Genomic DNA, 22605 nt, shown 5'->3' with positions numbered 1-22605 from the left:
CCCCGAGCAGGATGTCGGTGGTGCCGCGTAGCGTGGCACCCATGACCGCATACCGTGAGCTCGCGCCGCCGACCGGCCTCCTGCCGGTCGTGGCCTGCCTCTGGGAGCACGACGTGCCGCCGGGCCACGAGCAGCGCGTCATCCCGGACGGCTGCGTGGACCTGGTCCGGCTCGACGGCGAGCTGGTGGTCGTCGGCGCCGACACCGGTCCCGTCGTCGTCGCCGCGGCCGCCGACCGGGCGGCGTCGCGCACCAGTGGCATCCGGCTCCGGCCCGGAGCGGCGGGCGCCGTCCTCGGCATCCCGGCCTCGGAGGTGCATGACCAGCGCGTCCCGCTCGCCCAGGTCTGGCCCGGCGCCGGTGCGGCACTCGCCGAGGCGCTCGACGCGGCGGACCCCGGCGGCCGGCTCGACCTGCTCGCACGCGCGGTGCTGCGGCGCAAGGCGGAACGGGACGGCCTGGTCGCGGCCGCCGCACGCCGGCTCGGACTGCCCGGCGCGCGCATCTCCGGCGTCGCCGCCGACCTCGGGGTCAGCGAGCGGCACCTGCACCGCCGCACCGTGGACGCCGTCGGGTACGGACCCAAGACGCTCGGGCGGGTGGCCCGCCTGCGCCGGCTGATCGGCGGCGGGCCGGCGCCCCTGGCGGAGCGGGCGCTCGCGGCCGGATACGCCAGTCAGGCGCACATGAGCGACGAGGTGCGTCGTCTGACAGGCTTCACGGCGGTCCGATTCCTGGAAGACGCCGTGCTGACCGCCGCCTAGCGTCGGCACCATGAGCACACCGACGACGATCGACATCGACGCGGCCCGGCGGTTCGTCTACGCGGACGCCCGGCTCCTGGAGCGGCACCGTCTCGCCACGCTGTTCGACGGCGCGCCGGCCGCCCCTGTCCTGGACGCCCTGCGCCCCTACCGGAACGACGACGGCGGCTGGGGCCATGCCCTCGAACCCGATCTGCGGGGGCCCGACAGCCAGGTCTCCGGCGCGATGTCCGCGCTGGCGGTGCTGGCCGAGCTGGGCGTCGCCGCCGACCCCGAGGTGGCACGCCTGGCCACCGAGACCGCGGACTGGCTGGCCGGCGTCGCGCTCGCGGACGGCCGCGTGCCGCACGTGCTGCCGACCGCCGCCGCCTATCCCGCGGCGCCGTGGATGCAACCGAACGACGGCGGCATGCTGACGTTCGCCGTCGCCGCGCACCTCTGGGAGCTGGGGGTGGAGCACGAGTGGCTCGACGCGGCCACGGCGTGGTGCTGGGGGCAGCTCGACGGCGACGCACCGGTGGGCGGCTACACGGTCAAGTTCGCCGTCGACTTCCTGGACGCCGTGCCCGAGCCGGACCGGGCCGCGGCCGCCGTCGAGCGGCTGCGCCCGGCCCTGCGCGAGGACGGGACGATCCCCGTGGAGGGCGGGCAGGACGACGAGCAGCTCACGCCGCTGATCATCTCGCCCCGCCCCGGCACACCCAGCCGTGCCCTGTTCACCGAGGCGCAGATCGCCGGGGAGCTGGAGCGGATCGAGAGGGAACAGCTCGCCGACGGTGGCTGGGACTTCGACTTCCTGCACTGGTCACCGGGGCAGTCCGTGGAGTGGCGCGGCATCGTCACGCTCGGTGCCCTGCAGACGCTCCGGCTGCACGGCCGGCTGTGACCCCGTGCCGGACGCCCGGGTCACGGACGTGACCTGGGCGCCCGACACGGCGGTGTCCGGTGCGCAGCCCGAGGCCGGGGCGCCCGGGGTGCCGCATAGGCTGGGCGTGTGGTGAACATCGGGTATGCCGCGATGCTGGAGCAGTTCGCGCCGCGCGAGGCGGTCGAGCTGGCGGCGTTCGCGGAGGCGCACGGCTTCTCCGGCGTCATGGCCGCCGACCACTTCCAGCCCTGGACCCCGCAGCAGGGTCAGGCGGGCTTCGTGTGGAACGTGCTGGCCGCGGCGGCCGAGCACACGACGGGCGACCTCGGGCCCGTGACGGCGCCGACGTTCCGCTGGCACCCCGCCGTGGTGGCCCAGGCGTCGGCGACCCTGGCGGCGATGAACCCGGGCCGGCACTGGCTCGGCGTGGGCTCGGGGGAGGCCCTCAACGAGCACGTCGTGGGCGGTTACTGGCCCGAGGCAGCGGAACGCATCAACCGCATGTTCGAGGCCGTCGAGATCATCCGGAAGCTGTTCACCGGCTCGCTGGCCGGGCGGGACGTGAAGCACGCGGGCACCTACTTCAAGCTGGAGTCGACGCGCCTGTGGACCATGCCGGACGCCGCCCCCGAGATCCTCGTCGCCACGGCGGGCCCGGTCACGGCCCGTCGCGCCGGGCGGACGGCGGACGGGCTGATCACGCAGGCCGCGCCGCTGGAACGGATGTCCACCCTGCTCAGCCGGTTCGCCGACGGCGCCCGCGAGGCGGGCCGTGACCCGGCGCGGATGCCCAAGGCGCTCCAGCTCCACCTGTCCTGGGCACCCACGCACGAGGAGGCCGTCGCCAACGCGCTGACGGAGTGGCCGGTGGGCGGCATGCGGTTCCCGCGGTCCGACATCCGGTCGCCGCACGACTTCGCTCAGCTCGCCCGGATGGTGCGCCCTGAGGACTTCGAGGGGCGGGTGCTGGTGTCGGCCGACCCGGACGAGCACCGGGCCTCGCTCCAGCGCTACGTGGACCTGGGCTTCGACCGCATCTACCTGCACAACGTGGGGCGCAACCAGCGCGAGTGGATCGAGACGTTCGGCCGCGAGGTGCTGCCCAAGCTGGTGCGGTGAGCTGGCCTCGCCGCACGGTCACACCGTGGCGGACCAGTACCCGCCGTAGCCGTCCTTGTGCCGCAGCTCGACGGCGGCGAGCGGCCCGACGTCGGGCAGCGTGACGGTGACCGCGACGGCTGACCGGTCCGCCAGCGGACCGCGCGTCCAGAACGTGTCCTGGGCCGTCGCGTTCCCGGCGACGGCCTCCGCGACGGTCCCGTCCAGCCCGACCGCGCCGACGCGCAACCACTCGTGCGGCGCAGGATGGCCCCACCTGTCCGAGCCGGTCCGGTCGCATGCGATCGAGAGCGTGACCTGCCGGCCCCGCACCCCGGCCACGCCCGCGACCCAGCACGAGCCGTCGCCGAGCCGCAGGGTGTGACCCTGCGGCCACGGGTGGTCCAGGCTCCCGTCGGTGATCGCCACGCTCTCGCCGCCCGGCACGGGCTGCTGCGACGGCAGGGGCGACGTGCTCTGCGGGGGTGGCGCGGCGTCGTCGGTCACGGTCGTGCCCGGGCCGTCGTGCACGTCGTCGGCCAGCGAGTACCAGACGCCGGCGACGGTCCCGCCCAGGAGCACCGCCGTCACGGCCCCGGCGGTCAGTGCGACGCGCGACCACCGGGGACGGCGCCGCGGGCCGTCCCGCCGCGTGGACGGCAGGAGGCCGGGTCCCAGCACGGGCAGGGTGGCCAGGGCCGACTGGTCGGGCACCCCGAGCGAGCGCAGGATCGCGTCCAGCGACGGCCGGCGCTCCGGCTCGCGGACCAGGCACGCGTCGAGGAACGGGCGGAGGTACCCGGGCGCGTCGTCGTACGACGGGTCCTGCGCCGACACGCGGTACAGGACCACGGCGGGGTGGTCACCCTCGTAGAGGTGGTGGCCCGTCGCCGCGTAGTACGCCAGCGCGCCCAGCGCCCAGACGTCGGCGGCCGACGTCGCGCGGTCGCCCGCCGCCTGCTCGGGGGCCATGTACATGGGGGTGCCGACGGGTTGCCCGGTCATCGTCACCCGCGTCGCGTCGGTCGTGGCGACCACGCCCAGGTCGATCAGCCGCGGCCCCTCGGGGCCGAGGATCACGTTGCCCGGCTTGACGTCGCGGTGCACCAGGTTCGCGCGGTGGATCGCCAGCAGCGCCTCGGCCACGCCGCGGACCAGCTCCAGGACCGCGGCCTCGGCGAGGGGACCGTCCGCGGCGAGCGACTGGGAGAGCGTCGGCCCGGGGACGTACTCGGTGGCGAGCCACGGCAGCTCGGCGTCGGGGTCGGCGTCCACCAGGTTGGCGATGTGCCGGCTGCGGACCGTGCCGACAGCGCGTACCTCGCGCCGGAAGCGGGCGCGGAACTCGTCGTCGTGCAGGGCGGCGCCCCGGATCAGCTTGATGGCGACCTGCCGGCCGCGCCGGCCGGTGCCGAGGTAGACGTCGCCCATACCACCACTGCCCAGGCGGGCCCGGACACGGAACGGGCCGATCGTGCGTGGCTCGCCGGACCGGAGCGCCGCGGGCTCGGGCATCGACGAGGTCCGCCGGGGCGGATCCTGCACCACGAACGTTCCCCCTGTCGGTCACGGTCGACGCGAGAGATCCCGCGAACCGGACATATTCGGCTTTTGCCCGGGAACGATATCGCACCGGTCCCCGCCGTCGCTGGTGTGAGGATGGTCCCGTGGAACGACTCAGTGTCTGGGCCCCCGACGGCCTGCCCGAGATCCGGCCCGGCGACGACCTCGGCGCACTCGTCGCCGGCGTCCTCGCCGGCCTCGACGACCAGGACCGGCCGCGCGACGGTGACGTCGTCGTCGTGACCTCCAAGATCGTGTCCAAGGCGGAAGGCCGGGTGGTCGCCGCCGACGACCGGGAGGCGGCCATCACCGCCGAGACCGTGCGGGTGGTGGCCCGGCGCGAACGGCCCGGGCAGGCCCCGCTGCGGATCGTGGAGAACAAGCTCGGCCTCGTGATGGCCGCGGCAGGGGTGGACGCGAGCAACACCCCGGAGGGCACGGTGCTGCTCCTCCCCGTGGACCCGGACGCCTCGGCCCGGACCATCCGGGCGGCCCTCACCCAGCGGCTCGGCCTGCGGCGCCTCGGCGTGGTTGTCACCGACACGGCCGGGCGCCCCTGGCGCGACGCGCTGGTGGACATCGCCATCGGCTGCGCGGGGATCGCGCCCACCGACGACCTGCGCGGCAGCACCGACAGCCACGGTCGCCCGCTGAACGTGACCGTCACCGCCGTCGTCGACGAGATCGCCGCCGCGTCGGAGCTGGTCCGCGGCAAGGCGAGCGGGCGCGCGGTCGCCGTCGTGCGCGGCATGGCGCACCACGTGACCGACGACGACGGCCCCGGCGCGCGCGTGCTGGTGCGCGGCAGCGCCGACGACTTGTTCCGCGAGGGGTCGGCGGAGGCCTACGCCCGCGGGGTGGCGGACGGGCAGGCCGGCCGGGCCGGCGACCGGGCCGGCGGCTGACGTCCCGGCAGTCTTGCGGGTCCTGCGGTCTTGCGGGTCCGGTGGTCTGGCGCGTCCGGCGGCGAGCGAGCCGGGTCCGGTCAGCCGCCCGACCCGGCTCGCTGGTGCGGCGAGCCGGACGGCTGGTGCGTGGACCCGGCGTTGCGTCAGAGGGTCGGGCGGCGCGACATCATGCGGGGTGCGGGCGGGCCTTCCGGGTCCGACGGCGTGACCGTGACGGACCAGTCGGGCTCCGGCTCGCCGTCGGCCCCGGTCTCCGTCACCGGCGCGGGGTTCGCCTCGGTGACGGACGCCGACGCGGGGTCGGTTGGCGCCGGGTCGGTTGGCGCGGGGTCGGCCGGCGCGGGGGTGGCTGGCGTGGGGGTGGCCGGCGTGGGCCCGGCCGGCGTGGGCCCGGCCGGCGGAGCCGACGGCGCGGAGACCGACGTCGGGCCGACCGGTCCGGGGGCCGGGACCGGGGTGGCCGGCCCGGGCGCCGGTGCCGCACCGGGTGCGGCCGCCGCCGACCCCGGGTTGGCCGGAGCCCGTCGTGGTGTCGGCACGGACAGCGGTTCCTGCCGTGGCACGGACGTCCCGTCAGGCCCGGGCGCCGGCGGCGGTGGGGGAGGCGGGGGCGGGACGGCCGGGAGCCCGCGCGGCGGGGTGGCTGCTGCGGCCTCCGCGGACGCGGGCACCGGGCCCGCTCCCGAAGCCTCCGGCTCGACGCCGGACCCCGAACCGGTCCCGGTCCCCGCGACACCACCGCCCGCGACACCGCCCGCCGCACCACCGCCCGCCGCACCAGACCCCCCGCCCGACCCGCCCCGGGTCGCCGAGGGGACCGGCTCGACGTCCGGCAGCGGCGTCTCCAGCAGCACCACGTCCACCCGCGACTCGCGCATCTCGCGGCACGTGGCCAGGCCGATGCCGCCCACGTGGTCCTCCAGGGTCTGGAGCAGCTTGAGCGGCGTGGCCAGGATCATGTGGAACCCGAACGCCGCGAACGTGTCCATGGCGGTGCGGGTGAACGCCGTGTCGGCCTTGTCGAACGCCTCGTCCAGCAGGATCGACCCGTAGGCGGGCGCGGCCGAGTCGGATGCCCCGGCGAGCTGGTAGCGCAGCGCCGCGGCCAGGCAGAACACCACGAGCTTCTGGCGTTGCCCGCCCGACAGGCCGGCGGACGAGTCGTGCACGGCCAGGGCGATGCCGCCGGCCGTGACCTCGACACCCGTGAAGTGCACGTGCCGGCGGGTGTCGAGGCACAGCGCGCGCCAGGCGCGGTCGGCGGGGTCGCTCGACCCGAGCCGCCGGACCAGGCGCTCCAGCACCTCGTACTCGGGCTCGGCCTCCGCGGTGAGCGTGTCGAGGGTGGCCAGGAACTCCTCGACGGCCGCGGGACGGCGCTCCTTGACCCGGATCTCCAGGTACCGGTCCGTGTCGAACGGGGAGCGGCGCAGCGAGGCGTTGACGCCGACGATCCGCTCGCGGATGGTGGCGGGCGCCTGCCGGATCTCCGCCGCGAGCTTGCGCAGCGCGCGGCGGGCCTGGTCGGTGAGCAGGTCGGCGAACCGCGCCTCCTGCTCGGGCAGCCGGGAGGTGCGGATGCGTTCGAGCACCTCGAGGTACCGCGAACGGTCACCCACCTGCGCGGTGAGGTCGCGGGTGATGGCGGGCCAGCGGCGGCGGAACTCCGACAGCAGCCCGACGATCTCCCGCTCGGCCGCGGCCGACGAGCGCAGCCCGGCCTCCCGCTCCGCGTCCAGCGTGCGGGACACCGACAGGGAGACGTCGTCGATCACCTCGTGCGTCACCGTCTGGCGCACGGCCGCGTAGCGCTTCTCGAGCTCCTCACGGTGCGCGAGCGGGATCGCGGTGGTCGGGGCGTCCCCGAGCTCCGCCACCACGCGCTCCAGGGACCGGCGGTGGGCGCGGGCCTCGGCGAGGGCGTCGGCGGCCTCGGCGGCGGCCGCCCGTGCCTGGTCCAGCCGGGTCTCCGCCGCCGCGACGTCCTGCGAGGCCTGGAGCAGGTCCATCGTGCCGTCGAGCAGCCGGTCGAACGACGCCTGCGCGTCGGTCAGGTCGGCCTCGGCGGTCTCGATGTCCACCTCGCGCCACTCGCGCCGGGCCACGTGCCGCAGCGTGAGCTGACGTCGCACGGCCTCCCGCTGCTCGGCGACGGCGTCGGCCACCGCGGCGTCGGCCTGCGCGAGGCGCGCCTGGGTCTCGCGGGCGAGCTCCAGGAGCTGGTCGAGCCGGTCGTCGGCGTCCCAGCCGAGCGCCCAGTCCTCCACCCCGGGCAGCTCCGGCTGCTCGATCTCCTCGGGTCCGTGCTTGACCAGGCCGTCCCGGGTCACGGCACGCTCGTGCAGGTCGAGCCCCGAGGGGTCGTCGACGCACAGGTAGTCGTACTGCTCGGACAGGCGCCGGTGCAGCCAGCCCGCCATCGGGCCGTCGGCCACCTCGACCTTGTGCACCAGCGAGGCGTCGTCGGCGGACCGGGGTGCGTCGTTGCGCACACCGACCACGCGGTAGCGCAGGCCGGGTCCCGCCGCGACGGCGCCGGCCACGGCGGCCCGGTGGGCCGGGGCCACCAGGACGAGCGTGGCCAACGGCCGAAGCACTGCCTCGATCACGGGGCGCCACTGCTCGTCCTCCTCCCGCACGCGCAGCAGCTCGGCCGCGAACGGCAGCGCGGAGACGTCGAGGCCCGCCTGATCGGCCACGGCCCGCCGCGCGGCGGCCAGCTCCGCCGGCACGTTCGTCTGGGTCTGCCGCACCGCCTGGATCCGCTGCGCCACGGCCTCGTGCCGCAGCCCGACGGCGGAGCGTGCGGCCAGCGCCTCCCGGATGCCCGCGTCGAGCGCCTCGGGCGCCCGCTGCCGGCTCACGGTGGCGACGGCTCCCGTCACCGCCGGGGTGGCGCCGGTACCGACCGTGGGCGTGGCCCCCGTGGCCCCCGTGGCCACCGCAGGGGTCGCGCCCGTCGTGACGGCGGGCACCGCGCCCGTCAGCGTCGGCACCGTCCCTGTGGCCGGCGGGCGCGTGCCGCCCAGCTCCCACCGGGCCTTCTCCTTGAGCGCCGCGAACTCGGCGAACGTCTCGGGCATGGTCATGCCGACGGACTCCAGGTCCGTGGCCAGCTCTCCGCGTCGCGTGCGGACCAGCGCCGCGATCTCGCCCGCCCGCTGCAGCCGGTCGGCCTGCGTGGCCAGCGCCTGCCCGCCGCGGGCGCCCAGCACGTTCACCGCCTGCTGGTGCGTGTTGGCGGCCACCTCGACCTCGGTGTCCGCGGCCTTGCGGTGGTGCTGCGCGCGCTCCTCGGCCGCCTTCGCCTCGGCCAGCGCGCCGTGGGCCAGGTCCAGCTTCCAGGCGTCCTTGAACGTCTCCAGCGACCCGCGCAGCGTCGCGGCGCGCACCCCGGCCGCCGACCCCTCGTCGTACGCCTTGGTCAGGGCCGCCAGGCGGCTCAGGTGCTCGATCTGGCGGCGCGACGTCTCGATGTCGGCGTACGCGCGCGCCACGTCCGCGAACTGCTCCACGGCCTCGGTCGCCAGGCCGAACGTGCCGGGCTCGTCCAGCATGTGCCCCCGGAACAGGTCGTCCAGGCTGCCCAGGTTCTTCGCCGACTGCGTCCGGTGCAGCAGCACCAGCGCCTGTTCGGAGCCGATGCCCAGCGCCTGCGTGAACGCCGCTGCGAACGGTCCGTGCCGTTCGCTCACCGTCGCCTCCGGCCATGCCGCCGTCACCCCGGCGACGTCGGGGCCGGAGCGGACGTACCGCTCGAAGTCCAGCAGGCCGGCCTCGCCCGGCACGACCACGTGCAGCGTGGACGGCGTCGACGAGCCGCGCGTCAGGTGGAACAGGCGCACCAGCGTCACCACGGAGCCGGGCGCGTCCGTCCCCGAGGAGTAGCGCAGCAGCACACCCGACCACGTGGCCCCCGGGCGCAGGTGGTCGGGTACCACCTCGCCGGTGCTCTCGTCCGTCCGGTGCCGCCACGCGCCACGTACGTACGAGACGACGTCGCGGTCGCCCGCCTCGCGCTCCGTGGCGCCGGTGCCCGCCGCGGCGGCGTTGAACCGCAGGTGCTCCGGCGGCGTCAGGACGGCGGCCACGGCGTCGACCACCGACGACTTGCCCGAGCCCGAGTGGCCCGTCAGGAGAAAGCCCTCGCGCGGCACCGGCACCACGTGGTGCCCGGAGAACGTGCCCCAGTTCACCAGCTCGATGCGCGCCAGGCGCCACTGTCCGGGGTGCGGCGACGTCATCAGCTCTCCTTCGCCAGTCGGGCGTACTCGGTGCTCAGGGCCGCCACCTGGTCCGCGCCGAACACGGTCCGCAGCACCGGCGACACGGCCGCGCGGTCGCCGCCGAGCGGCTCCAGCATGCCCGACTCGACCAGCCGCGCCCACGTCGCGTCAAGCTGCCGGGAGAAGTCCATCGGGGAGGCACCCCCACGCCGCCGGTATGCGCCCAGGTGGTCGGCGGCCTCGTCCCGGCTGATCGCCACCCGGCCGTCCGGCGAGTCCAGCAGCAGACCGCGCAGGTGCAGCAGGAGCGCCGTGTCCAGGAACGTGAGGGCCACCTCGCGCACCACGCGCGGGGCGTCCGGCGCCGGCACGTCGCGCACGAACGCGACCTGCGCGTCGGCGTCCACCACCAGGTCGAGGTACTGGTCGGCGAGGCGCTCGCGGACCACGTCCTCGTTGGTCAGCAGCGCGCGCCACGTGTCGGGGTCGTTCTCGGCCGCGAGGTAGGGACCGCGCACGAGCCGCGCCAGCGCGCGGCGGGCAGGAGCGGGCAGGGTGCCGTGGTCGTCGGGCCACAGGCGGCCCGCCGTCCCCGCGTCGTCGGGCTCCCGGCCAGTGCGACCGGCTGGCGGCGCGGACGACGTCGTGCCGGCCGGCCGGCCCGGGCGTGCCGCGCGGAGGTCGGCCCGGGCGGGTCCGGGCAGGTCGGGTTCTGTCACGGGACACGCTCCTCGAACTGGTGCTGGGGAAGGACGGTCCGGCGGGTGACGCCGCGCGCGGACCGCCAGCTCACGTCCTCGGTGCCGCCCGTGGTCGTGCCGTGCTCCTCGGCGAGCGTGAGCAGCCCGACCACGCTCGCCGCGCCCTGGGTGGCCGGGTGCGCGGCCAGCACCGAGGCGACGGTGGCGCGCTCCGCCCGGTCGATCACGTCGTTCACGTGCCCGCGCAGCTCGTCGACGTCGATCTCGGAGTCGCGGGCCATGGCGCGCAGCGCGGTGAGCGAGACGGCACGGGGTGGTGGCGCGGGCGCGGCCTGTGGTGCCTCGGCGTCCTCGACCCCGGGGTTGTGCGGGGCGAGCCCGCCCACGGACCGCGGCGCGACGCTGCCCAGGGGCAGCGCGAGGCGCATCTCGGTGCCGGGTGCGACGTCGGCCGCGGCGGCGAGGGCGGCGTCCTGCGCCTCGCCGAGCAGACGCCGCAGGGCGCGTTCCGCCGGGAGCTCGCCGGAGCGCACCATCCGCTGGAGCGCGCGGCGCAGGTTCGCCATGGTGTCGGTGAGCTCGTCGGCGGCGTCCTGGAGCGTGGGCAGCAGCCGGCGCAGGGCCGACGCCTCGGCGGGTGCCAGGTGGACCGTGTCGAGCACGCGCCCGACGTCGTCCTGCGCCGTGTGCTCGGCCTGGCGCAGCAGGTCGCGGAAGGCGACCAGGCCGCGGCCCGCCTCGGACTCGGCGAGGTGGTCGACGCCGCGGTAGATGTCGTCCAGGAACGCGTCCCGCGAGCCGTCGGACTCCAGCAGCCGGCGGCGCAGCTCGCGGTCGGTGCGTTCCAGCTCGGTGCGGACCCGGGCCAGGTCGGCGGGGATGTCACCGGCGAGCGCGAGCAGCTCACGGGCGCGCTCGGCGGCGTCGGCCGGCGGCAGGGGCGCCGAGTCGCCGCGGCGGGCGCGCTCGATCCGTGCGTCGAGCTCGGCTCGCTGCTCCAGCAGGGAGGCCAGGCGTGCCTCGGGGTCGGGGTCGGCCTCGTCGGCCAGGGCGTGCAGGCCGCCCAGCACCGCGCCGAGCCGGGAGGGGGTGACCGCGGGATGGGGTCTGCTCAGCCGGGAGACGAAGCGGATGGCGAGCAGGGCGCCGTCGGACAGCTCGACGGTCTCGGTGCCGGCGTCGCCCGGGCCCTGCGGGCCGCGGCGGCGTACCAGCACACCCTCGTCGATCCACTCGGACACGTAGAACCAGCCGGAGTAGGGCAGCTCGAACCCGGCACGCCGGAGCTCGGGCAGGTCGTCGTCGACACGGTCGGCGAGCTGCTCCACGGGCAGCCGGCGGCGGGTGGCGCCGAGGTTGCGGTCCAGCAGGACGACGGCTGCCGCGGCGTTCCTGGACCGCAGCAGCACCCACGCGGGGTGCTCCTGGAGGAGGGCGCGGACGGCGCGTGCCGCCTGACCGCGGCGCCCCGTCCCGTGCGCGGCGGCCTGCCGGGGCGCGGGGTCGTCGCCCGGTGAGCTCGCAGTACCCATGGGCGCTGAGAGTAGTAGGCGAACGTGTCGGTACGGCACCCCCGCACGAAACATGCGACACGGGCCGCTGTCGATGAGCCGCGACGGGAATAGACGTATAGAGTCGGACGCACAGGGCTTGCCGGAAAACAGATCTTCACTTTCCGGCGAGCCCTGTCGTGCGTCATGGCACGTTCTTGATGTCCGAGCGTCGACGGGAGGGCGCCTTGCTCACGACCGCAGCCCAGATCGTTGTCAGGATCCGTGCCGAGCGAAAGCTCAGCATGAGTTCCCTGGCGGTGCTGGCGGGCGTCCCCACGTCCACGATCAGCCGTATCGAGTCCGGGCAGGTCGAGCCCACGCTGGGGATGATCCGCCGCATCGCCCTCGGCGCCGGGTACCACCTGCACGTGCAGTACTACGACCTCTTCACGGGCAAGCTCGAGGACCACGTGGTCGCTGCCGCGAAGGACGAGGACGCGGCCGCGGACGAATCCGGCCGGTAGGGGCGGTTTCGTCCAGGTCCGCTACCTTGTCTCCGTAGGGGAGGTCTCGTCGTGCCCGTCGTTCCACCGAGCAATATGGTCGTCATATGCCGAACGTCATGATCCCCGCCGCGGTGCGGGAGGACGTAGAGACGCTGTGGGCGTTCCACGACCTGCGGCACGAGCCGCGCGCCGTCGACGTCTGCATCGGCCTGGGCGGTCACGACCTGGGGGTCGCCGACTACACCGCCGACCTCTACCTCGAGGGTCTGTTCCAGCAGATCGTCTTCACTGGGGCGAACGCGCCCACCACGGTCGACGCCTTCCCGGAGGGGGAGGCCTTCGGCTACCGTGACCACGCGGTGGCCCGTGGCGTGCCCGCCGGCGCGGTGCTCGTGGAGCCGGCGGCCACGAACACCAGCGAGAACCTGGAGTACAGCCGCAAGGTGCTCGCGGAGCACGACATCGAGCCGTCCTCCGTGCTCCTCGTCTCCCACCCGTACCAGCAGCGGCGTGCGTTCGCGACGTGCCGGGTGGTCTGGCCGGAGGTCGACGTGCTGTGCGTCTCGCGGCCCCTCGGGCTCGACGCGTACGTCGAGACCATCGGTGACGCCGACCGGGTGGTCGACATGCTCGTCGGTGAGACGCAGCGGCTCACCCTCTACGCCGAGCTCGGCTTCATCGCGCACGAGGAGGACGTGCCGGACGAGGTGCTGGGGTCGTTCGACCGGCTGGTGGGCGCGGGGTACACGTCGCGCCTGGTGGAGGACAGACGCCCGATCGACGTCTGAGTCGGACGTCACGAACCGGATGATTCGTACATCCCTGGCGAGTCGCCCCGTTCTCCGTTACGTTCCGGGGCATGGGCGAGGAAAACAAGCGGGGCAAGGATCCCAGGAAGTTCACCTGGCAGGAGATCCTCACGTTCATCGCGGGCGCGGGGTACGTGGCGAGCCCGATCGACCTGCTGCCGGAGGGTGTGCTGGGGCCGCTCGGCCTGGGCGACGACGCGATCGCGATCGTCATCGCCGGGGTCACGCTCTTCAAGGCGGTGCAGCGCTTCCGCAGGCACCGCACGGACCCGGGCACGACCGGCACGTCCCCCCAGGGCGGCAACGCCCCGGCGGACGGCGCGGCGCCGGGCGGCGGGTCGTCGGACGCCCGGCGCCCGGGCTCCGCGCCGTCGGGAAAGACGATCCCGGGGACGGCCGAGGACGTCACCGACCGCAGGTCACGGCGCTGAGCCGGCCCGCCGAGGTGCCGGTCGCCCGGCCGGTCGGCGCCGTGCCCGCCCTGGCCCGGCGGCGGGCGCGGGACTAGGGTCGACGGCGTGGTCGGCGACAACGCACCCCGGATCCTGGTCGTGGGCGGTGGTCCCACCGGGGCCGCAACCGCGGTGGCCGTGCGGCGCGAGCTGCCCGGCGCGCACGTCACGGTGATCGACAAAGCGACGTTCCCGCGCGACAAGACCTGCGGCGACGGTCTCGGCCCGGGTGCGCGGCGCGTGCTCGACGGGCTGGGCCTGTCGGGCCTGCTGGACCGCTTCCACATGCCGATGTCCGTGGCCATCAGCGGCCCGGGCGGTGTGGAGGCGTTCGCGCGCGGCCCGTTCATGGACGGTCACGACCTGGCCGGGTACGTCACGCCACGGCTGGTGCTGGACGACCTGCTGCTGGGGGCGGCCCGCGACGCGGGCGCAGAGGTCCGCGAGGGTGTCGCGTTCCCGGGCATGACGCCGGTGGCGGGCGCGGAGCTGGTCCCGCTGCCCGACGGCGACGCGACGTTCGACCTGGTGATCGGGGCGGACGGCGCCTACTCCGCGGTGCGGCGGACCCTCGGCGTCGAGCGTCCCCCGATGCGGCACACGCACGTCGCGATGCGCGCCTACGGCACGGTGACGCACCCGGAGAAGCCGGTGAGCGACACGCTGCGGTTCGACTTCCTGGAGTCCCTCCTGCCGGTCTACGGCTGGGTCTTCCCGCTGCCCGGGGACCGTGCCAACATCGGCGTCGGCCTCCCGGTGGAGCACCTGCGGCGGCAGACCGAGCGGCACGGCCGCACCCTGCGCGACCTGTTCGACCTGTACGTCGAGGACCTGCGCCGGCGTGGCTTCGAGGTGTCCGGGCTGGAGGGGATCGCGACGCACCAGCTGCCGCACGCCGCGGCCCGCACCCCGATGACGGCGCCGGGGCGCGCCGCGGTGCTGCTCGGTGACGCCGCCGCGACGATCAACCCGCTGAGCGGTGAGGGCATCTTCTACGGCATGGCGGCGGGTGTACAGCTCGCGGAGCACCTCGGGGCGCTCGACCGCGCGGGCCAGCACTGGCGCGGGGAACGGCTGCCGGCCGCGCTGGCCGGTTTCGAGCGGGCGCACCAGCGCCGGTTCGCCCGGCACTACCGGGAGTGCTACCTGGCGCAGCGGCTCATGAGCTCCCGGCTCTGGGCGGGCATCGCGACCCGTGCGGTGGCGGCGTCGGACGAGGCGATGGCGCACGTGGCGCTCATGCTGTTCGACGAGCAGTCGGCCGGCTCGCGCGGGCTGCTGCGCCTGGCCGGGAGTAGCCTGCGTCCCCTGCTGCGGGGCCGGGAACGGGTGGCGCGGGCGGGTCGTTGACCTCTCGCAGGGTCTGTCAGAATTGAGATTCTGCCTTTTTCAGCAGGTCTCCACCGATCCACCCCCGACTCGAGGACGACGATGTCACGCACCATCCGCCGGGCCGTCGCGCGACTGATCTGGGCCGTCACCGGCTACCGGATGCGCTCCGAACCGGCCCCGACCCGGCCCACGGTCTTCATCGGCGCCCCGCACACGTCGAACACCGACTTCTTCCTCATGCTGGCCATCGCGTTCGACATGGACCTCAGGATCCGGTTCCTCATCAAGGACTCCTGGTTCAAGGGGCCGATGGGCGCCGTCATGCGCTCGCTCGGCGGCATCCCGGTCGACCGGAAGGACCCGGCGAGCATCGTGGACGAGATCCTCGACGCCGTGGCGCGCGGCGAGGAGTTCCATCTCGTCGTGACGCCGGAGGGTACGCGCGGCGCCGGGTCCGGGTACTGGAAGTCGGGCTTCTACCGGATCGCGCTCAAGGCGGGCCTTCCCGTGACGCTTGGTTACGTCGACGGCGTCGCGAAGGTCGCGGGCCTCGGGCCGAGCATCGAGCTCACGGGCGACGTCCGTTCCGACATGGACACGATCCGCGCCTTCTACGCCGACAAGTCAGGCGTCAAGCCGAAGAACCGCACGGAGCCGCGTCTGCGCAACGAGGACCCCCACCAGCCCTGACGTGCTCTGCGGCGGGGTGGACGCTCAGGCGTCCGGCTCCTCCAGGGCGCCCAGGGCGTCGAGCACGCGGGCCAGGCCGAACTCCCACGCGTGGGCGGGGCTGGACGGCGCATTCATCGCCTCGCCCGCGGCGCTGCCCACCCGCTGCGCGAGCGGGTGCGCGTCCCCGAGATACTCCGCGAGCCGGCCCGCCCACCGGGCCCACGCCTGCGGCATCTCGTCGGCCTGCGGCGCCCGGCGCCTGGCCCGCGCGGCGCCGCGCACGAAGTCGAGCACGAAGGTGAGTGCCGCGTCGCGGGCCACGTCGTCCAGGCCGAGCGGGTCCAGCGCGTGCAGCTCGTGGTCGTACCTGGCGATGGTGCCCGGGCCGAACGCCGTGCGCTCGTCGTCGATCTCCAGGAGCCACGGGTGCTCCAGCAGCAGGGCGAGGTTCGCCCCGGCCACCCGGCGCACCCGGTCCCGCCAGCCGGCGTCGCCGTGGTCGGGCCGCGCCATGCGCGCGTAGGTGGTGTCAGCCATCAGCACCAGCAGGTCGTCGCGGCCGTTGACGTGGGTGTAGACCGACATCGTCGAGATGCCCAGCGCCTCGCCCAGGCGGCGTACCGAGACGGCGGCGAGGCCCTCGGCGTCGGCCAGGGTGCAGGCGGCGTCGACCACCGCGCTCGTGGTGACGCGGGACCGAGGGCCGCGTGCGCCGCCCTGCGGCGCGGCCGGGTGGTCGCGCCAGAGCAGGTCGATCAGCTCGCGGGGCATGGGTCTCCAGAAATCGGGTGACGGGCCGGGAACATTCTGCAACCATCTTACGTTGTACGCCGTACAAGGTTCTGATCGATGCCCTGACCTGCAAGGAGCCCGCGTGCACATCACCGCCACCGCCCTGTCCCTCAACGTGCCCGACGTCGCGGCGTCCGCCGAGTTCGCCCGGCGGCACCTCGGGTTCACCGAGGCCATGTCCGACGACGGCTTCGTCTCGCTCACCCACCCGACCGCCGGCGTCAACATCGTGTTCCTGCGGGTCGGGCTCGGCACCTTCAAGCCCGAGCGCATCGCCGGCCCGGCGGGTCAGGGTCTGCTGATCGCGTTCGTCGTGGACGACCTGGATGCGGAGTTCGCGCGCATCTCCGCGGCGGGGGCCGAGGTCGTCACGCCACCGGAGACCGAGCCGTGGGGCGAGCGCTACTGCCAGTTCGCGGACCCGAACGGGATCGTCTGGCAGCTCGTCCAGTGGGTCTGACCTGACCGGCTCCGCCCGTCGAGGCCCCCTCGCCAGGCGGATCAGCCGTGGGCCCAGCCGGACCATCGGGTCACCCGGACCCGGAGCACCGGGCCGTCCGGCCGGTGCTCGCGGTACTGCGGGTACCGTGCGGCGAGCGCGTCCAGCGCCGCCGCGCGCGCCTCGCCGTCGTGCTCGACGGCGGCGAGGCCGTCCGCCCGCACCCACCACAGCTGCGCCCAGTCGTCGTCGTACCGGTCGGCGAGGAGGCTGGTGTACGGGTTCTCCGCGACGTTGCGCAGGCGCCGCAGGTCCCGCGTCGTCTTCGGCTTGTGGTCGACGGCGATGACCACGGCGTCGCGCGGCCCGTCGGCGCCCGGCTCGCTGATCAGCGCGAACGTCACCGGCACGAGGTGCGGCACGCCGTCGTCGCCGGCCGTGGCGAGGTAGGCGTGCCGGGCCGCCCCGAATCGGGTGCGGCAGGTGTCGACGTCGAGGCGCACGTGGTCCATTCTGCGCCGGGGGCTGCGGCGGTACGTCACGGCACTCGGTGGCACGCTGCACCTGGTCGCGGACTTCGGGGACGAGCAGCTCACGGTGAGCTGACCGGCGTCGTCGTCGGCGATCCTGGTGTCATGACCGACGACGAGCTCACCGCCCGACGCGCCCGCGACCTCGGGATCGTCGTGGGCGCCCTGCCCACCGGGGTGCACAACGCCCTGACCGACGTGCCCGGCGTGCGGGTGGGGCACACCACCATCGTGGACCCGCCGCGGCTGCACACCGGCGTGACCGCGATCGTCCCCGACGCCCTTGGCCCCGACCGCCGCAGCCTGCCGTGCGGGCTGTTCGTCGGGAACGGGTTCGGCAAGCTGATCGGGGCCACGCAGGTCGCGGAGCTCGGTGCCCTCGAGACGCCGATCCTGCTCACCGCGACCCTCAGCGCGTTCCGGGCCGCGGACGCCCTGGTCACCTATGTGCTCGCGAGCCCCGGTCACGAGACCACCCGCACGCTCAACCCCGTGGTGGGCGAGACCAACGACGGGCGGCTCAGTGACATCCGCGCGCGTCCCGTCACGGAGGCGCACGTGCTCGCCGCGCTGGACGGCGCGACCGCGGGCGCGGTGGCCGAGGGGTGCGTCGGTGCCGGGACCGGCACCATGGCGCTCGGGTTCAAGGGTGGCATCGGCACGTCGTCGCGCCTGGTGGGCGACTGGACGGTGGGTGCGCTGGTCCAGTCCAACTTCTCGGGGACGCTCACCGTGCGCGGCGTGCCGATCCCGGCCGACGACGGCGCTGTGCGGGCCGGGACGGACCGGCCGGGCACCGGAGGGCCGGAGCCGGAGGGCAACTCCTGCATGATCGTCGTCGCGACCGACGCGCCCCTCGACGCCCGGCAGCTCGGGCGCGTCGCGCGCCGGGCGGTCTTCGCCATGGGGCGGGTGGGTTCCGACTTCACCGGCGGCAGCGGCGACTACGCCCTTGCGTTCAGCACCCCGGGCGCGGCGTCGGCCGAGGGGGTGCCGCGTGCGGCCGAGGTAGCCGACGGCGACCTGGACCCGCTGTTCGCCGCCACGATGGACGCCGTGGAGGAGGCGCTGCTGAACTCGGTGCTCACGGCCACCACGACCGTGGGGCACCGGGGGACGGCGACCGCGGTGCCCCACGAGCTGGTGCTGCGCCGGCTGCGCGACGCGGGCGTGCTCGCCGCCGGCCGGCCGGGTCAGCCCTGGGCGGCGGGGCCGGCCTCGTAGTCCGCGGACAGCGTGACCGCCACGTCGATGTCCTGCGGCTGGAGCTCGACGTGCGCGCCGCCCCCGGGCTCGGCCATGGCGCCCGCCCGCATGGCGTACATGGGCACGTGGCCGCCGCCGTCACCGCCGCCGCGCAGGCCCGCCTCGTAGATCGCGACGGGTGCGACGGGGCCGAGGCCCAGCGCGTCCGCGTACGCCTGCGCGCGCAGCGCCGTCTCCTCGGCCGCCTCGATGCGGGCCTCGGCGAGCAGGGCCTTGCGCGTCTCGTCGGTCAGCGTCCAGCTGAGCCGGTCGATCTCGACGCCGTCGACGTCCATGATGTCGGCGAGCCAGGTGGACAGGATCTCGAAGTCGCGGAACGTGACGGACAGGCGGGCCGACGCGCGGAACCGGCGGACCCGCTGCTTGCCGCCCGACTGCGAGCTGCGCACCCGGTCGTCGTAGACGTAGGAGTGCACCGACTCCGAGTCCCACCGCTCCGCGACGCCGTCGGCGACGTGCGCCTTGGCCTGGTCCACGAGCACGGTGTGGGTGCGGGCCACCTGCTCGACCACGTCGTTGCGGAGGGTCCCGGAGAACGCGACGTGCAGGTGGACGGTGCCACGTTCGGCGGCGTGCGTGCGCGTGGCCTGGCCTTCGACGGCGATGCGAGTCATGTGGGGAGTCTGCCGACTGCGCCCGGCCCCGCGCCACCCGGCACGCCCGGGGGCGGCCGGGTACCGGTCAGCCGATCGTGCCCTTGCCCACCGCACCGCGGCGCAGCGTGGGCTCCAGCTCGCAGAACGCGCCGTAGCGTGCGGCCTCCGCCTCCAGGGACGCCCACACCGCCGCGGTCGGCTCGTCCGTGAGCTCGACCGTGATCTCCACGCTGCGGGTCTTGAGCACCCGGGCCCAGCCGCCCGCGATCATCCCGTCCACCACCACCAGGCCCGTGTAGAGCCACCGGCTCGGCATCGCGAGGCGGGTCAGTGCGGGCCAGCCCTTGAAGTCGTGGCAGAAGAGCTCGTCGTACACCGACAGCAGCCGGACGGTACCCGGCGGCGCGGGGTCGGGCAGGTCGCCGTCGGCCCAGAGCGTCAGGCCGGCGACCTCGTGCCGGGTGAGCCCGGCGTCCGCCACCGCGGCGCGCGCCGCGCCCTTGGTCAGGGTGCCCCACCAGGCCACGTCCTCGGCGCGGCACGGGCCGTGCCCCCGCACGTACGCGCGAGCCAGGTGCACACGGGCAGCCTCCTCGTCCCAGGTCTTCTGCTCGGGCAGCAGCCGGTAGGTGGGCTGCTTGCCCCGCATCGGACCGCTCGCGACGAGGAGGTCGAGCTCCGCGTGCATCATGACCTGGCCCAGGTGCCACGCGTCCAGGGGCTCGCCCTCCGCCTCGGCCAGCACGGCGCCGATCTCCTTGCGGGTGAGCGGCCCGCCGGCCAGCGCGTCGGCGACCACGCCGTGCCGGCGCGGGAGCAGTGCGTGGTCGAAGCCCCGGGGCCGCTCCGCCGAGAGCATCGCCCGGCGCACCCGGGGCGCCGTGGCCGTCATGAGCGGGGCCAGGTCCTCGGGCGTCACGTAGTGCCAGGTGGGTCGCAGCACGTGCGTGCGCAGCACCGTCCCCTCGGCCAGAGCGGTCTGCACCCCGGCGAGCGTGACCGGGGCGGTCAGCCGCTGCGCGAGGCCCCAGGCGGAGGAGTGCGGCTCCTGCGCCTGCACGGCGCCGAGCCCGCGGACGACCGCGGGCAGGTCGGCACCGTCGCCCTCCCGCAGCGCGCCGAGGCCCACCGCGGTGAGCCGGGCCTGCTGGAGGGCGCGGACCTCAGACGTAGTAGGCATCCTCGCCGCCGTGTCCCGCCGCGCGGGCGCGGCGATGCTTGATCAGACTCCTGATCAGCAGGATCGCACCGATCACGAACAGGATCATCACGGGGACGATCGCGAGCGGGGCGAGCACGGACAGGAAGCCGAGGCCGACGCTGGTGACGTCCTCCGCGGCGCTGACCACGGGCGCCGCCGTGCCACCCGAGACCGTGTTCGCCACCACGCGCCCGCCCGCCTTGGCGGCGTGCGTGCCCAGGGCCAGGACGATGCCCGCGACGATCGGGATCCACTGCCCGGACTGCACGAAGGCGCTCGGGTCGGTGACGGTCGCGGTCTCCGACATGGAGCCCGCCCCGAAGGCGATGCCGCCCGCGGTGGGGCGCACCACGGTCTGGACCACGTCGTTCACCGAGTCCAGCACGGGGATCTTGTCCGCGGCGAACTCGAGCACCAGGAGCACCGACAGGATCGCCAGCACCCAGCCGTTCTCCAGCCACGCCCACGTGCCGGGCAGCTCCACGAGGTCCGTGAAGCGCGAGAGCACGCCGAGGAAGATGAGCGGGATCCATGCGTTGAGGCCCGCCGACAGCGCGAGCCCGGTTCCGGTGGCAAGTTCGAGCATGACCCGAAGTGTTCCACGGCACACTGACACTCCGTGTGGTGAAAGTGTCCGGTGTGCCCGATCTGTTACCGGACCGTCGCGCACCGTGCCCGGCCCGCCCCGGACGGTCCGACCCGGATGCCGTCTCACGACCGGCACCCAGGTTGGACCATCCAGGCCCGTTCTGCGAGAGTTGCTGCCGTTCACCGCACTGGTGCGCCGACCGGGAGGCTTGGATGCTCTGGACGATCTTCGCCGTGGCCTCGGTGGTACTGCTGGGGCTGTCCGCGGGCGTGTTCTTCGGGTTCTCGTCGTTCGTCATGAGCGGCCTCGCGCGCGCCTCCGACGACGCCGCGGGCGCCGCGATGAACGGCATCAACGAGTCCGCGGTGCTGCCCGCGTTCATGAGCGTCTTCTTCGGCGCCCTGCTGGTTCCCGGCGTCACCGGTATCTGGGGCCTGGTCGACGGGCACGACGGCGGCGGATGGGTCCTCGCGGCGGCCGCCGTCTACCTCGTCGGCACCTTCGGTGTGACCATGGCCGGGAACGTGCCCCTCAACAACCGCCTCCTCGCGGCCCCCGACAAGGCCGCCGGCTGGCGTGCCACGTGGCGGCCCTGGACGCGCTGGAACCACGTGCGCACGGCCTGCGGGGTGGCGGCGACGGCGCTCGCGGCGGTCGCCCTGGTCTGACCGGTCGGCCGGGGCCGCGCCGGTCGGGGACAATCGAGCACGTGCCCGCCATCGACTTCCACCGCACCCTGCCCGGATACGCGCCGACGCCGCTGCGCGACCTGCCCCGGCTCGCCACCGAGCTGGGCGTCGGGCGGGTGCTCGTCAAGGAGGAGGCCGGGCGGTTCGGGCTGCCGTCGTTCAAGGTGCTCGGTGCGTCGTACGCGACGGTGCGCGCACTGGCCCGGCGATTCGGCGCGGCGGCGCTCACGCTGGACGCGGTGCGCGCCGCCGTCCGCGGCCGGGACGTGCGGCTGTACGCCGCCACGGACGGCAACCACGGCCGCGCCGTCGCGCACGTCGCGTCCCTCGTGGGTGCCGCCGCCACCGTCTACCACCCGCCGGGGGTCACGCAGGAGGCCCGCACGGCGATCGCCGGCGAGGGCGCCCGGACCGTGGTGGTCGACGGCGACTACGACGCCGCCGTGGCCCGAGCCGCCGCCGACGCGGACGCCGACCCGGCGGCCGTGCTGGTGCAGGACACCGCCTGGGCCGGCTACACGGAGATCCCGCGCTGGATCGTCGACGGCTACGCGACCCTCTGCCACGAGACCGACGACCAGCTCGCCGCGCTCGGCCTCGGGGCGCCCGACCTGGTGGTGGTGCCGGTCGGCGTCGGATCGCTCGCCCAGGCGGTGGTGGGCCACTACCGCGCCGCGGGCGCCGGGGGCACGCTGCTGGCCGTCGAACCCGACCGTGCGGCCCCGCTGGTGGCGTCGCTGCGCGCCGGCGAGCCGGTGACCGTGCCGGCCGGCGAGACGATCATGACCGGCCTGGCGTGCGGCACCGTCTCGGCGCTCGCGTGGCCGGTGCTGCGCGACGGCCTGGACGGCGCCGTCACCGTCTCCGACGACCAGGCGGCCGGCGCCGTGGACGACCTCGCGCGGCTCGGCGTCGACTCCGGGCCGTGCGGCGCGGCGAGCCTCGCCGCCGCGCGCCTCGTGCTGGGCCAGGCCGGGTGGCGCCGGGCCATCGGCCTGCGGTCCGACGCCGTCGTGCTGCTCCTGTCGACCGAGGGGCGGGCGGCCAACCCGGTGCCCGAGGACCGCGTCTGACCCGTCCCGTCCGTCCCGCCGTCGCCCGTCGCCTGCCA

23 protein-coding genes are annotated in these 22605 nt (G+C 75.1%); 14 read left to right on the top strand and 9 right to left on the bottom strand.

Translation table 11 applies throughout. The annotated features are described in order from the left end of the window. Positions 1–41: 41 nt before the first annotated feature. The 3 genes from ACIBBF_RS18820 to ACIBBF_RS18810 all read left to right on the top strand — a co-directional run bounded on the left by ACIBBF_RS18820 (position 42) and on the right by ACIBBF_RS18810 (position 2751). Entirely contained in the window at positions 42–764 is a 723-nt protein-coding gene (locus ACIBBF_RS18820) for a DUF6597 domain-containing transcriptional factor (RefSeq protein ID WP_397416246.1), read from the top strand. A gap of 10 nt (positions 765–774) precedes the next feature. Continuing rightward, positions 775–1650, top strand: coding sequence for a hypothetical protein (locus ACIBBF_RS18815; protein ID WP_397416244.1), 876 nt, complete (start codon positions 775–777; stop codon positions 1648–1650). 108 nt (positions 1651–1758) lie between these two features. Next, positions 1759–2751 carry a TIGR03557 family F420-dependent LLM class oxidoreductase gene (locus ACIBBF_RS18810; protein WP_397416241.1) on the top strand — a complete coding sequence of 331 codons (993 nt, stop codon included), beginning with the start codon at positions 1759–1761 and terminating at the stop codon, positions 2749–2751. Between the two features lie 18 nt (positions 2752–2769). Here ACIBBF_RS18810 and ACIBBF_RS18805 read toward each other — a convergent pair whose 3' ends face one another. Then, positions 2770–4245 (bottom strand): serine/threonine-protein kinase, encoded by a 1476-nt coding sequence (locus tag ACIBBF_RS18805; RefSeq protein ID WP_397416239.1) that lies wholly within the window; start codon positions 4243–4245, stop codon positions 2770–2772. A gap of 152 nt (positions 4246–4397) precedes the next feature. On the opposite strand from ACIBBF_RS18805, the gene cofE reads away from it, so the two are divergent. Further along, positions 4398–5198, top strand: coding sequence for a coenzyme F420-0:L-glutamate ligase (cofE, locus tag ACIBBF_RS18800; RefSeq protein WP_397416236.1), 801 nt, complete (start codon positions 4398–4400; stop codon positions 5196–5198). A gap of 146 nt (positions 5199–5344) precedes the next feature. Here the strand turns inward: cofE and ACIBBF_RS18795 are convergent, their stop codons facing one another. Genes ACIBBF_RS18795 through ACIBBF_RS18785 form a run of 3 tightly spaced genes read right to left on the bottom strand, consistent with a single transcriptional unit; the run spans position 5345 to position 11660 of the window. After that, a complete protein-coding gene (locus ACIBBF_RS18795; RefSeq protein ID WP_397416234.1) occupies positions 5345–9445 on the bottom strand; it encodes an ATP-binding protein in 4101 nt (1366 codons plus the stop codon). Beyond that, positions 9445–10146 (bottom strand): DUF4194 domain-containing protein, encoded by a 702-nt coding sequence (locus ACIBBF_RS18790; RefSeq protein WP_397416232.1) that lies wholly within the window; start codon positions 10144–10146, stop codon positions 9445–9447. Before ACIBBF_RS18790 ends, ACIBBF_RS18795 begins: the two co-directional genes overlap by 1 nt. Continuing rightward, the gene (locus ACIBBF_RS18785) at positions 10143–11660 is read right to left on the bottom strand and encodes a DUF3375 domain-containing protein (protein WP_397416230.1); all 1518 of its coding nucleotides are present in this window, start codon (positions 11658–11660) and stop codon (positions 10143–10145) included. Before ACIBBF_RS18785 ends, ACIBBF_RS18790 begins: the two co-directional genes overlap by 4 nt. Before the next feature lie 179 nt (positions 11661–11839). On the opposite strand from ACIBBF_RS18785, the gene ACIBBF_RS18780 reads away from it, so the two are divergent. The 5 genes from ACIBBF_RS18780 to ACIBBF_RS18760 all read left to right on the top strand — a co-directional run bounded on the left by ACIBBF_RS18780 (position 11840) and on the right by ACIBBF_RS18760 (position 15410). Continuing rightward, a complete protein-coding gene (locus tag ACIBBF_RS18780) occupies positions 11840–12145 on the top strand; it encodes a helix-turn-helix domain-containing protein (RefSeq protein WP_397416228.1) in 306 nt (101 codons plus the stop codon). 86 nt (positions 12146–12231) lie between these two features. After that, the gene (locus tag ACIBBF_RS18775) at positions 12232–12915 is read left to right on the top strand and encodes a YdcF family protein (protein WP_397416226.1); all 684 of its coding nucleotides are present in this window, start codon (positions 12232–12234) and stop codon (positions 12913–12915) included. A 71-nt stretch (positions 12916–12986) separates the two neighbouring features. Further along, entirely contained in the window at positions 12987–13367 is a 381-nt protein-coding gene (locus ACIBBF_RS18770; protein ID WP_397416224.1) for a DUF1232 domain-containing protein, read from the top strand. A gap of 87 nt (positions 13368–13454) precedes the next feature. Next, positions 13455–14738, top strand: a complete 1284-nt coding sequence (locus ACIBBF_RS18765; RefSeq protein ID WP_397416222.1) for an FAD-dependent monooxygenase — start codon at positions 13455–13457, stop codon at positions 14736–14738. Positions 14739–14819: 81 nt separating this feature from the next. Further along, on the top strand, positions 14820–15410 hold the full coding sequence (locus ACIBBF_RS18760) for a 1-acyl-sn-glycerol-3-phosphate acyltransferase (protein WP_397416220.1): 591 nt from the start codon (positions 14820–14822) through the stop codon (positions 15408–15410). A gap of 24 nt (positions 15411–15434) precedes the next feature. On the opposite strand, the gene ACIBBF_RS18755 is transcribed toward ACIBBF_RS18760, so the two are convergent. Next, positions 15435–16163 carry a TetR/AcrR family transcriptional regulator gene (locus ACIBBF_RS18755; protein ID WP_397416218.1) on the bottom strand — a complete coding sequence of 243 codons (729 nt, stop codon included), beginning with the start codon at positions 16161–16163 and terminating at the stop codon, positions 15435–15437. 103 nt (positions 16164–16266) lie between these two features. Between ACIBBF_RS18755 and ACIBBF_RS18750 the strand changes: the two genes are divergently transcribed. Continuing rightward, positions 16267–16644 carry a VOC family protein gene (locus ACIBBF_RS18750; RefSeq protein ID WP_397416215.1) on the top strand — a complete coding sequence of 126 codons (378 nt, stop codon included), beginning with the start codon at positions 16267–16269 and terminating at the stop codon, positions 16642–16644. Positions 16645–16685: 41 nt separating this feature from the next. On the opposite strand, the gene ACIBBF_RS18745 is transcribed toward ACIBBF_RS18750, so the two are convergent. Beyond that, on the bottom strand, positions 16686–17135 hold the full coding sequence (locus ACIBBF_RS18745) for a TIGR03668 family PPOX class F420-dependent oxidoreductase (protein WP_397416213.1): 450 nt from the start codon (positions 17133–17135) through the stop codon (positions 16686–16688). Here ACIBBF_RS18745 and ACIBBF_RS18740 point away from each other — a divergent pair. Beyond that, positions 17107–17229, top strand: a complete 123-nt coding sequence (locus ACIBBF_RS18740) for a hypothetical protein (RefSeq protein ID WP_397416318.1) — start codon at positions 17107–17109, stop codon at positions 17227–17229. The two genes, ACIBBF_RS18745 and ACIBBF_RS18740, sit on opposite strands and share 29 nt — an antisense overlap. A 29-nt stretch (positions 17230–17258) precedes the next feature. Further along, positions 17259–18377, top strand: coding sequence for a P1 family peptidase (locus ACIBBF_RS18735; protein ID WP_397416211.1), 1119 nt, complete (start codon positions 17259–17261; stop codon positions 18375–18377). Here ACIBBF_RS18735 and ACIBBF_RS18730 read toward each other — a convergent pair. The 3 genes from ACIBBF_RS18730 to ACIBBF_RS18720 form a co-directional block, all read right to left on the bottom strand. After that, a complete protein-coding gene (locus tag ACIBBF_RS18730) occupies positions 18347–19033 on the bottom strand; it encodes an SIMPL domain-containing protein (protein ID WP_397416209.1) in 687 nt (228 codons plus the stop codon). The genes ACIBBF_RS18735 and ACIBBF_RS18730 overlap by 31 nt on opposite strands. A gap of 67 nt (positions 19034–19100) precedes the next feature. Then, positions 19101–20195 carry a winged helix DNA-binding domain-containing protein gene (locus ACIBBF_RS18725; protein WP_397416207.1) on the bottom strand — a complete coding sequence of 365 codons (1095 nt, stop codon included), beginning with the start codon at positions 20193–20195 and terminating at the stop codon, positions 19101–19103. After that, positions 20179–20802, bottom strand: a complete 624-nt coding sequence (locus tag ACIBBF_RS18720) for a DUF4126 domain-containing protein (protein WP_397416205.1) — start codon at positions 20800–20802, stop codon at positions 20179–20181. The genes ACIBBF_RS18725 and ACIBBF_RS18720 overlap by 17 nt, the downstream gene beginning before the upstream one ends. 215 nt (positions 20803–21017) lie before the next feature. On the opposite strand from ACIBBF_RS18720, the gene ACIBBF_RS18715 reads away from it, so the two are divergent. Together ACIBBF_RS18715 and ACIBBF_RS18710 are read left to right on the top strand one after the other, a co-directional pair. Beyond that, a complete protein-coding gene (locus ACIBBF_RS18715; RefSeq protein ID WP_397416202.1) occupies positions 21018–21473 on the top strand; it encodes a DUF1772 domain-containing protein in 456 nt (151 codons plus the stop codon). A 41-nt stretch (positions 21474–21514) separates the two neighbouring features. Beyond that, positions 21515–22567: a diaminopropionate ammonia-lyase gene (locus tag ACIBBF_RS18710; RefSeq protein WP_397416200.1), complete on the top strand. Its 1053-nt coding sequence runs from the start codon at positions 21515–21517 to the stop codon at positions 22565–22567. Positions 22568–22605: the final 38 nt, after the last annotated feature.

It is taken from the genome of Promicromonospora sp. NPDC050880, assembly GCF_044456525.1.
GTDB lineage: Bacteria > Actinomycetota > Actinomycetes > Actinomycetales > Cellulomonadaceae > Promicromonospora.
Note: the sequence above shows the minus strand (reverse complement) of the source record. Positions and strands in the feature narration are given on the sequence as shown.

What these genes read in the sequence shown, in the direction of transcription:
- ACIBBF_RS18820 (WP_397416246.1), top strand. Translation starts at nt 42, where the DNA reads ATGACCGCATACCGTGAGCTCGCGCCGCCGACCGGCCTCCTGCCGGTC.
- ACIBBF_RS18815 (WP_397416244.1), top strand. Translation starts at nt 775, where the DNA reads ATGAGCACACCGACGACGATCGACATCGACGCGGCCCGGCGGTTCGTC.
- ACIBBF_RS18805 (WP_397416239.1), bottom strand. Translation starts at nt 4,245, where the DNA reads ATGCCCGAGCCCGCGGCGCTCCGGTCCGGCGAGCCACGCACGATCGGC.
- ACIBBF_RS18795 (WP_397416234.1), bottom strand. Translation starts at nt 9,445, where the DNA reads ATGACGTCGCCGCACCCCGGACAGTGGCGCCTGGCGCGCATCGAGCTG.
- ACIBBF_RS18785 (WP_397416230.1), bottom strand. Translation starts at nt 11,660, where the DNA reads ATGGGTACTGCGAGCTCACCGGGCGACGACCCCGCGCCCCGGCAGGCC.
- ACIBBF_RS18780 (WP_397416228.1), top strand. Translation starts at nt 11,840, where the DNA reads ATGTCCGAGCGTCGACGGGAGGGCGCCTTGCTCACGACCGCAGCCCAG.
- ACIBBF_RS18775 (WP_397416226.1), top strand. Translation starts at nt 12,232, where the DNA reads ATGCCGAACGTCATGATCCCCGCCGCGGTGCGGGAGGACGTAGAGACG.
- ACIBBF_RS18770 (WP_397416224.1), top strand. Translation starts at nt 12,987, where the DNA reads ATGGGCGAGGAAAACAAGCGGGGCAAGGATCCCAGGAAGTTCACCTGG.
- ACIBBF_RS18760 (WP_397416220.1), top strand. Translation starts at nt 14,820, where the DNA reads ATGTCACGCACCATCCGCCGGGCCGTCGCGCGACTGATCTGGGCCGTC.
- ACIBBF_RS18755 (WP_397416218.1), bottom strand. Translation starts at nt 16,163, where the DNA reads ATGCCCCGCGAGCTGATCGACCTGCTCTGGCGCGACCACCCGGCCGCG.
- ACIBBF_RS18745 (WP_397416213.1), bottom strand. Translation starts at nt 17,135, where the DNA reads ATGGACCACGTGCGCCTCGACGTCGACACCTGCCGCACCCGATTCGGG.
- ACIBBF_RS18735 (WP_397416211.1), top strand. Translation starts at nt 17,259, where the DNA reads ATGACCGACGACGAGCTCACCGCCCGACGCGCCCGCGACCTCGGGATC.
- ACIBBF_RS18730 (WP_397416209.1), bottom strand. Translation starts at nt 19,033, where the DNA reads ATGACTCGCATCGCCGTCGAAGGCCAGGCCACGCGCACGCACGCCGCC.
- ACIBBF_RS18725 (WP_397416207.1), bottom strand. Translation starts at nt 20,195, where the DNA reads ATGCCTACTACGTCTGAGGTCCGCGCCCTCCAGCAGGCCCGGCTCACC.
- ACIBBF_RS18720 (WP_397416205.1), bottom strand. Translation starts at nt 20,802, where the DNA reads ATGCTCGAACTTGCCACCGGAACCGGGCTCGCGCTGTCGGCGGGCCTC.
- ACIBBF_RS18715 (WP_397416202.1), top strand. Translation starts at nt 21,018, where the DNA reads ATGCTCTGGACGATCTTCGCCGTGGCCTCGGTGGTACTGCTGGGGCTG.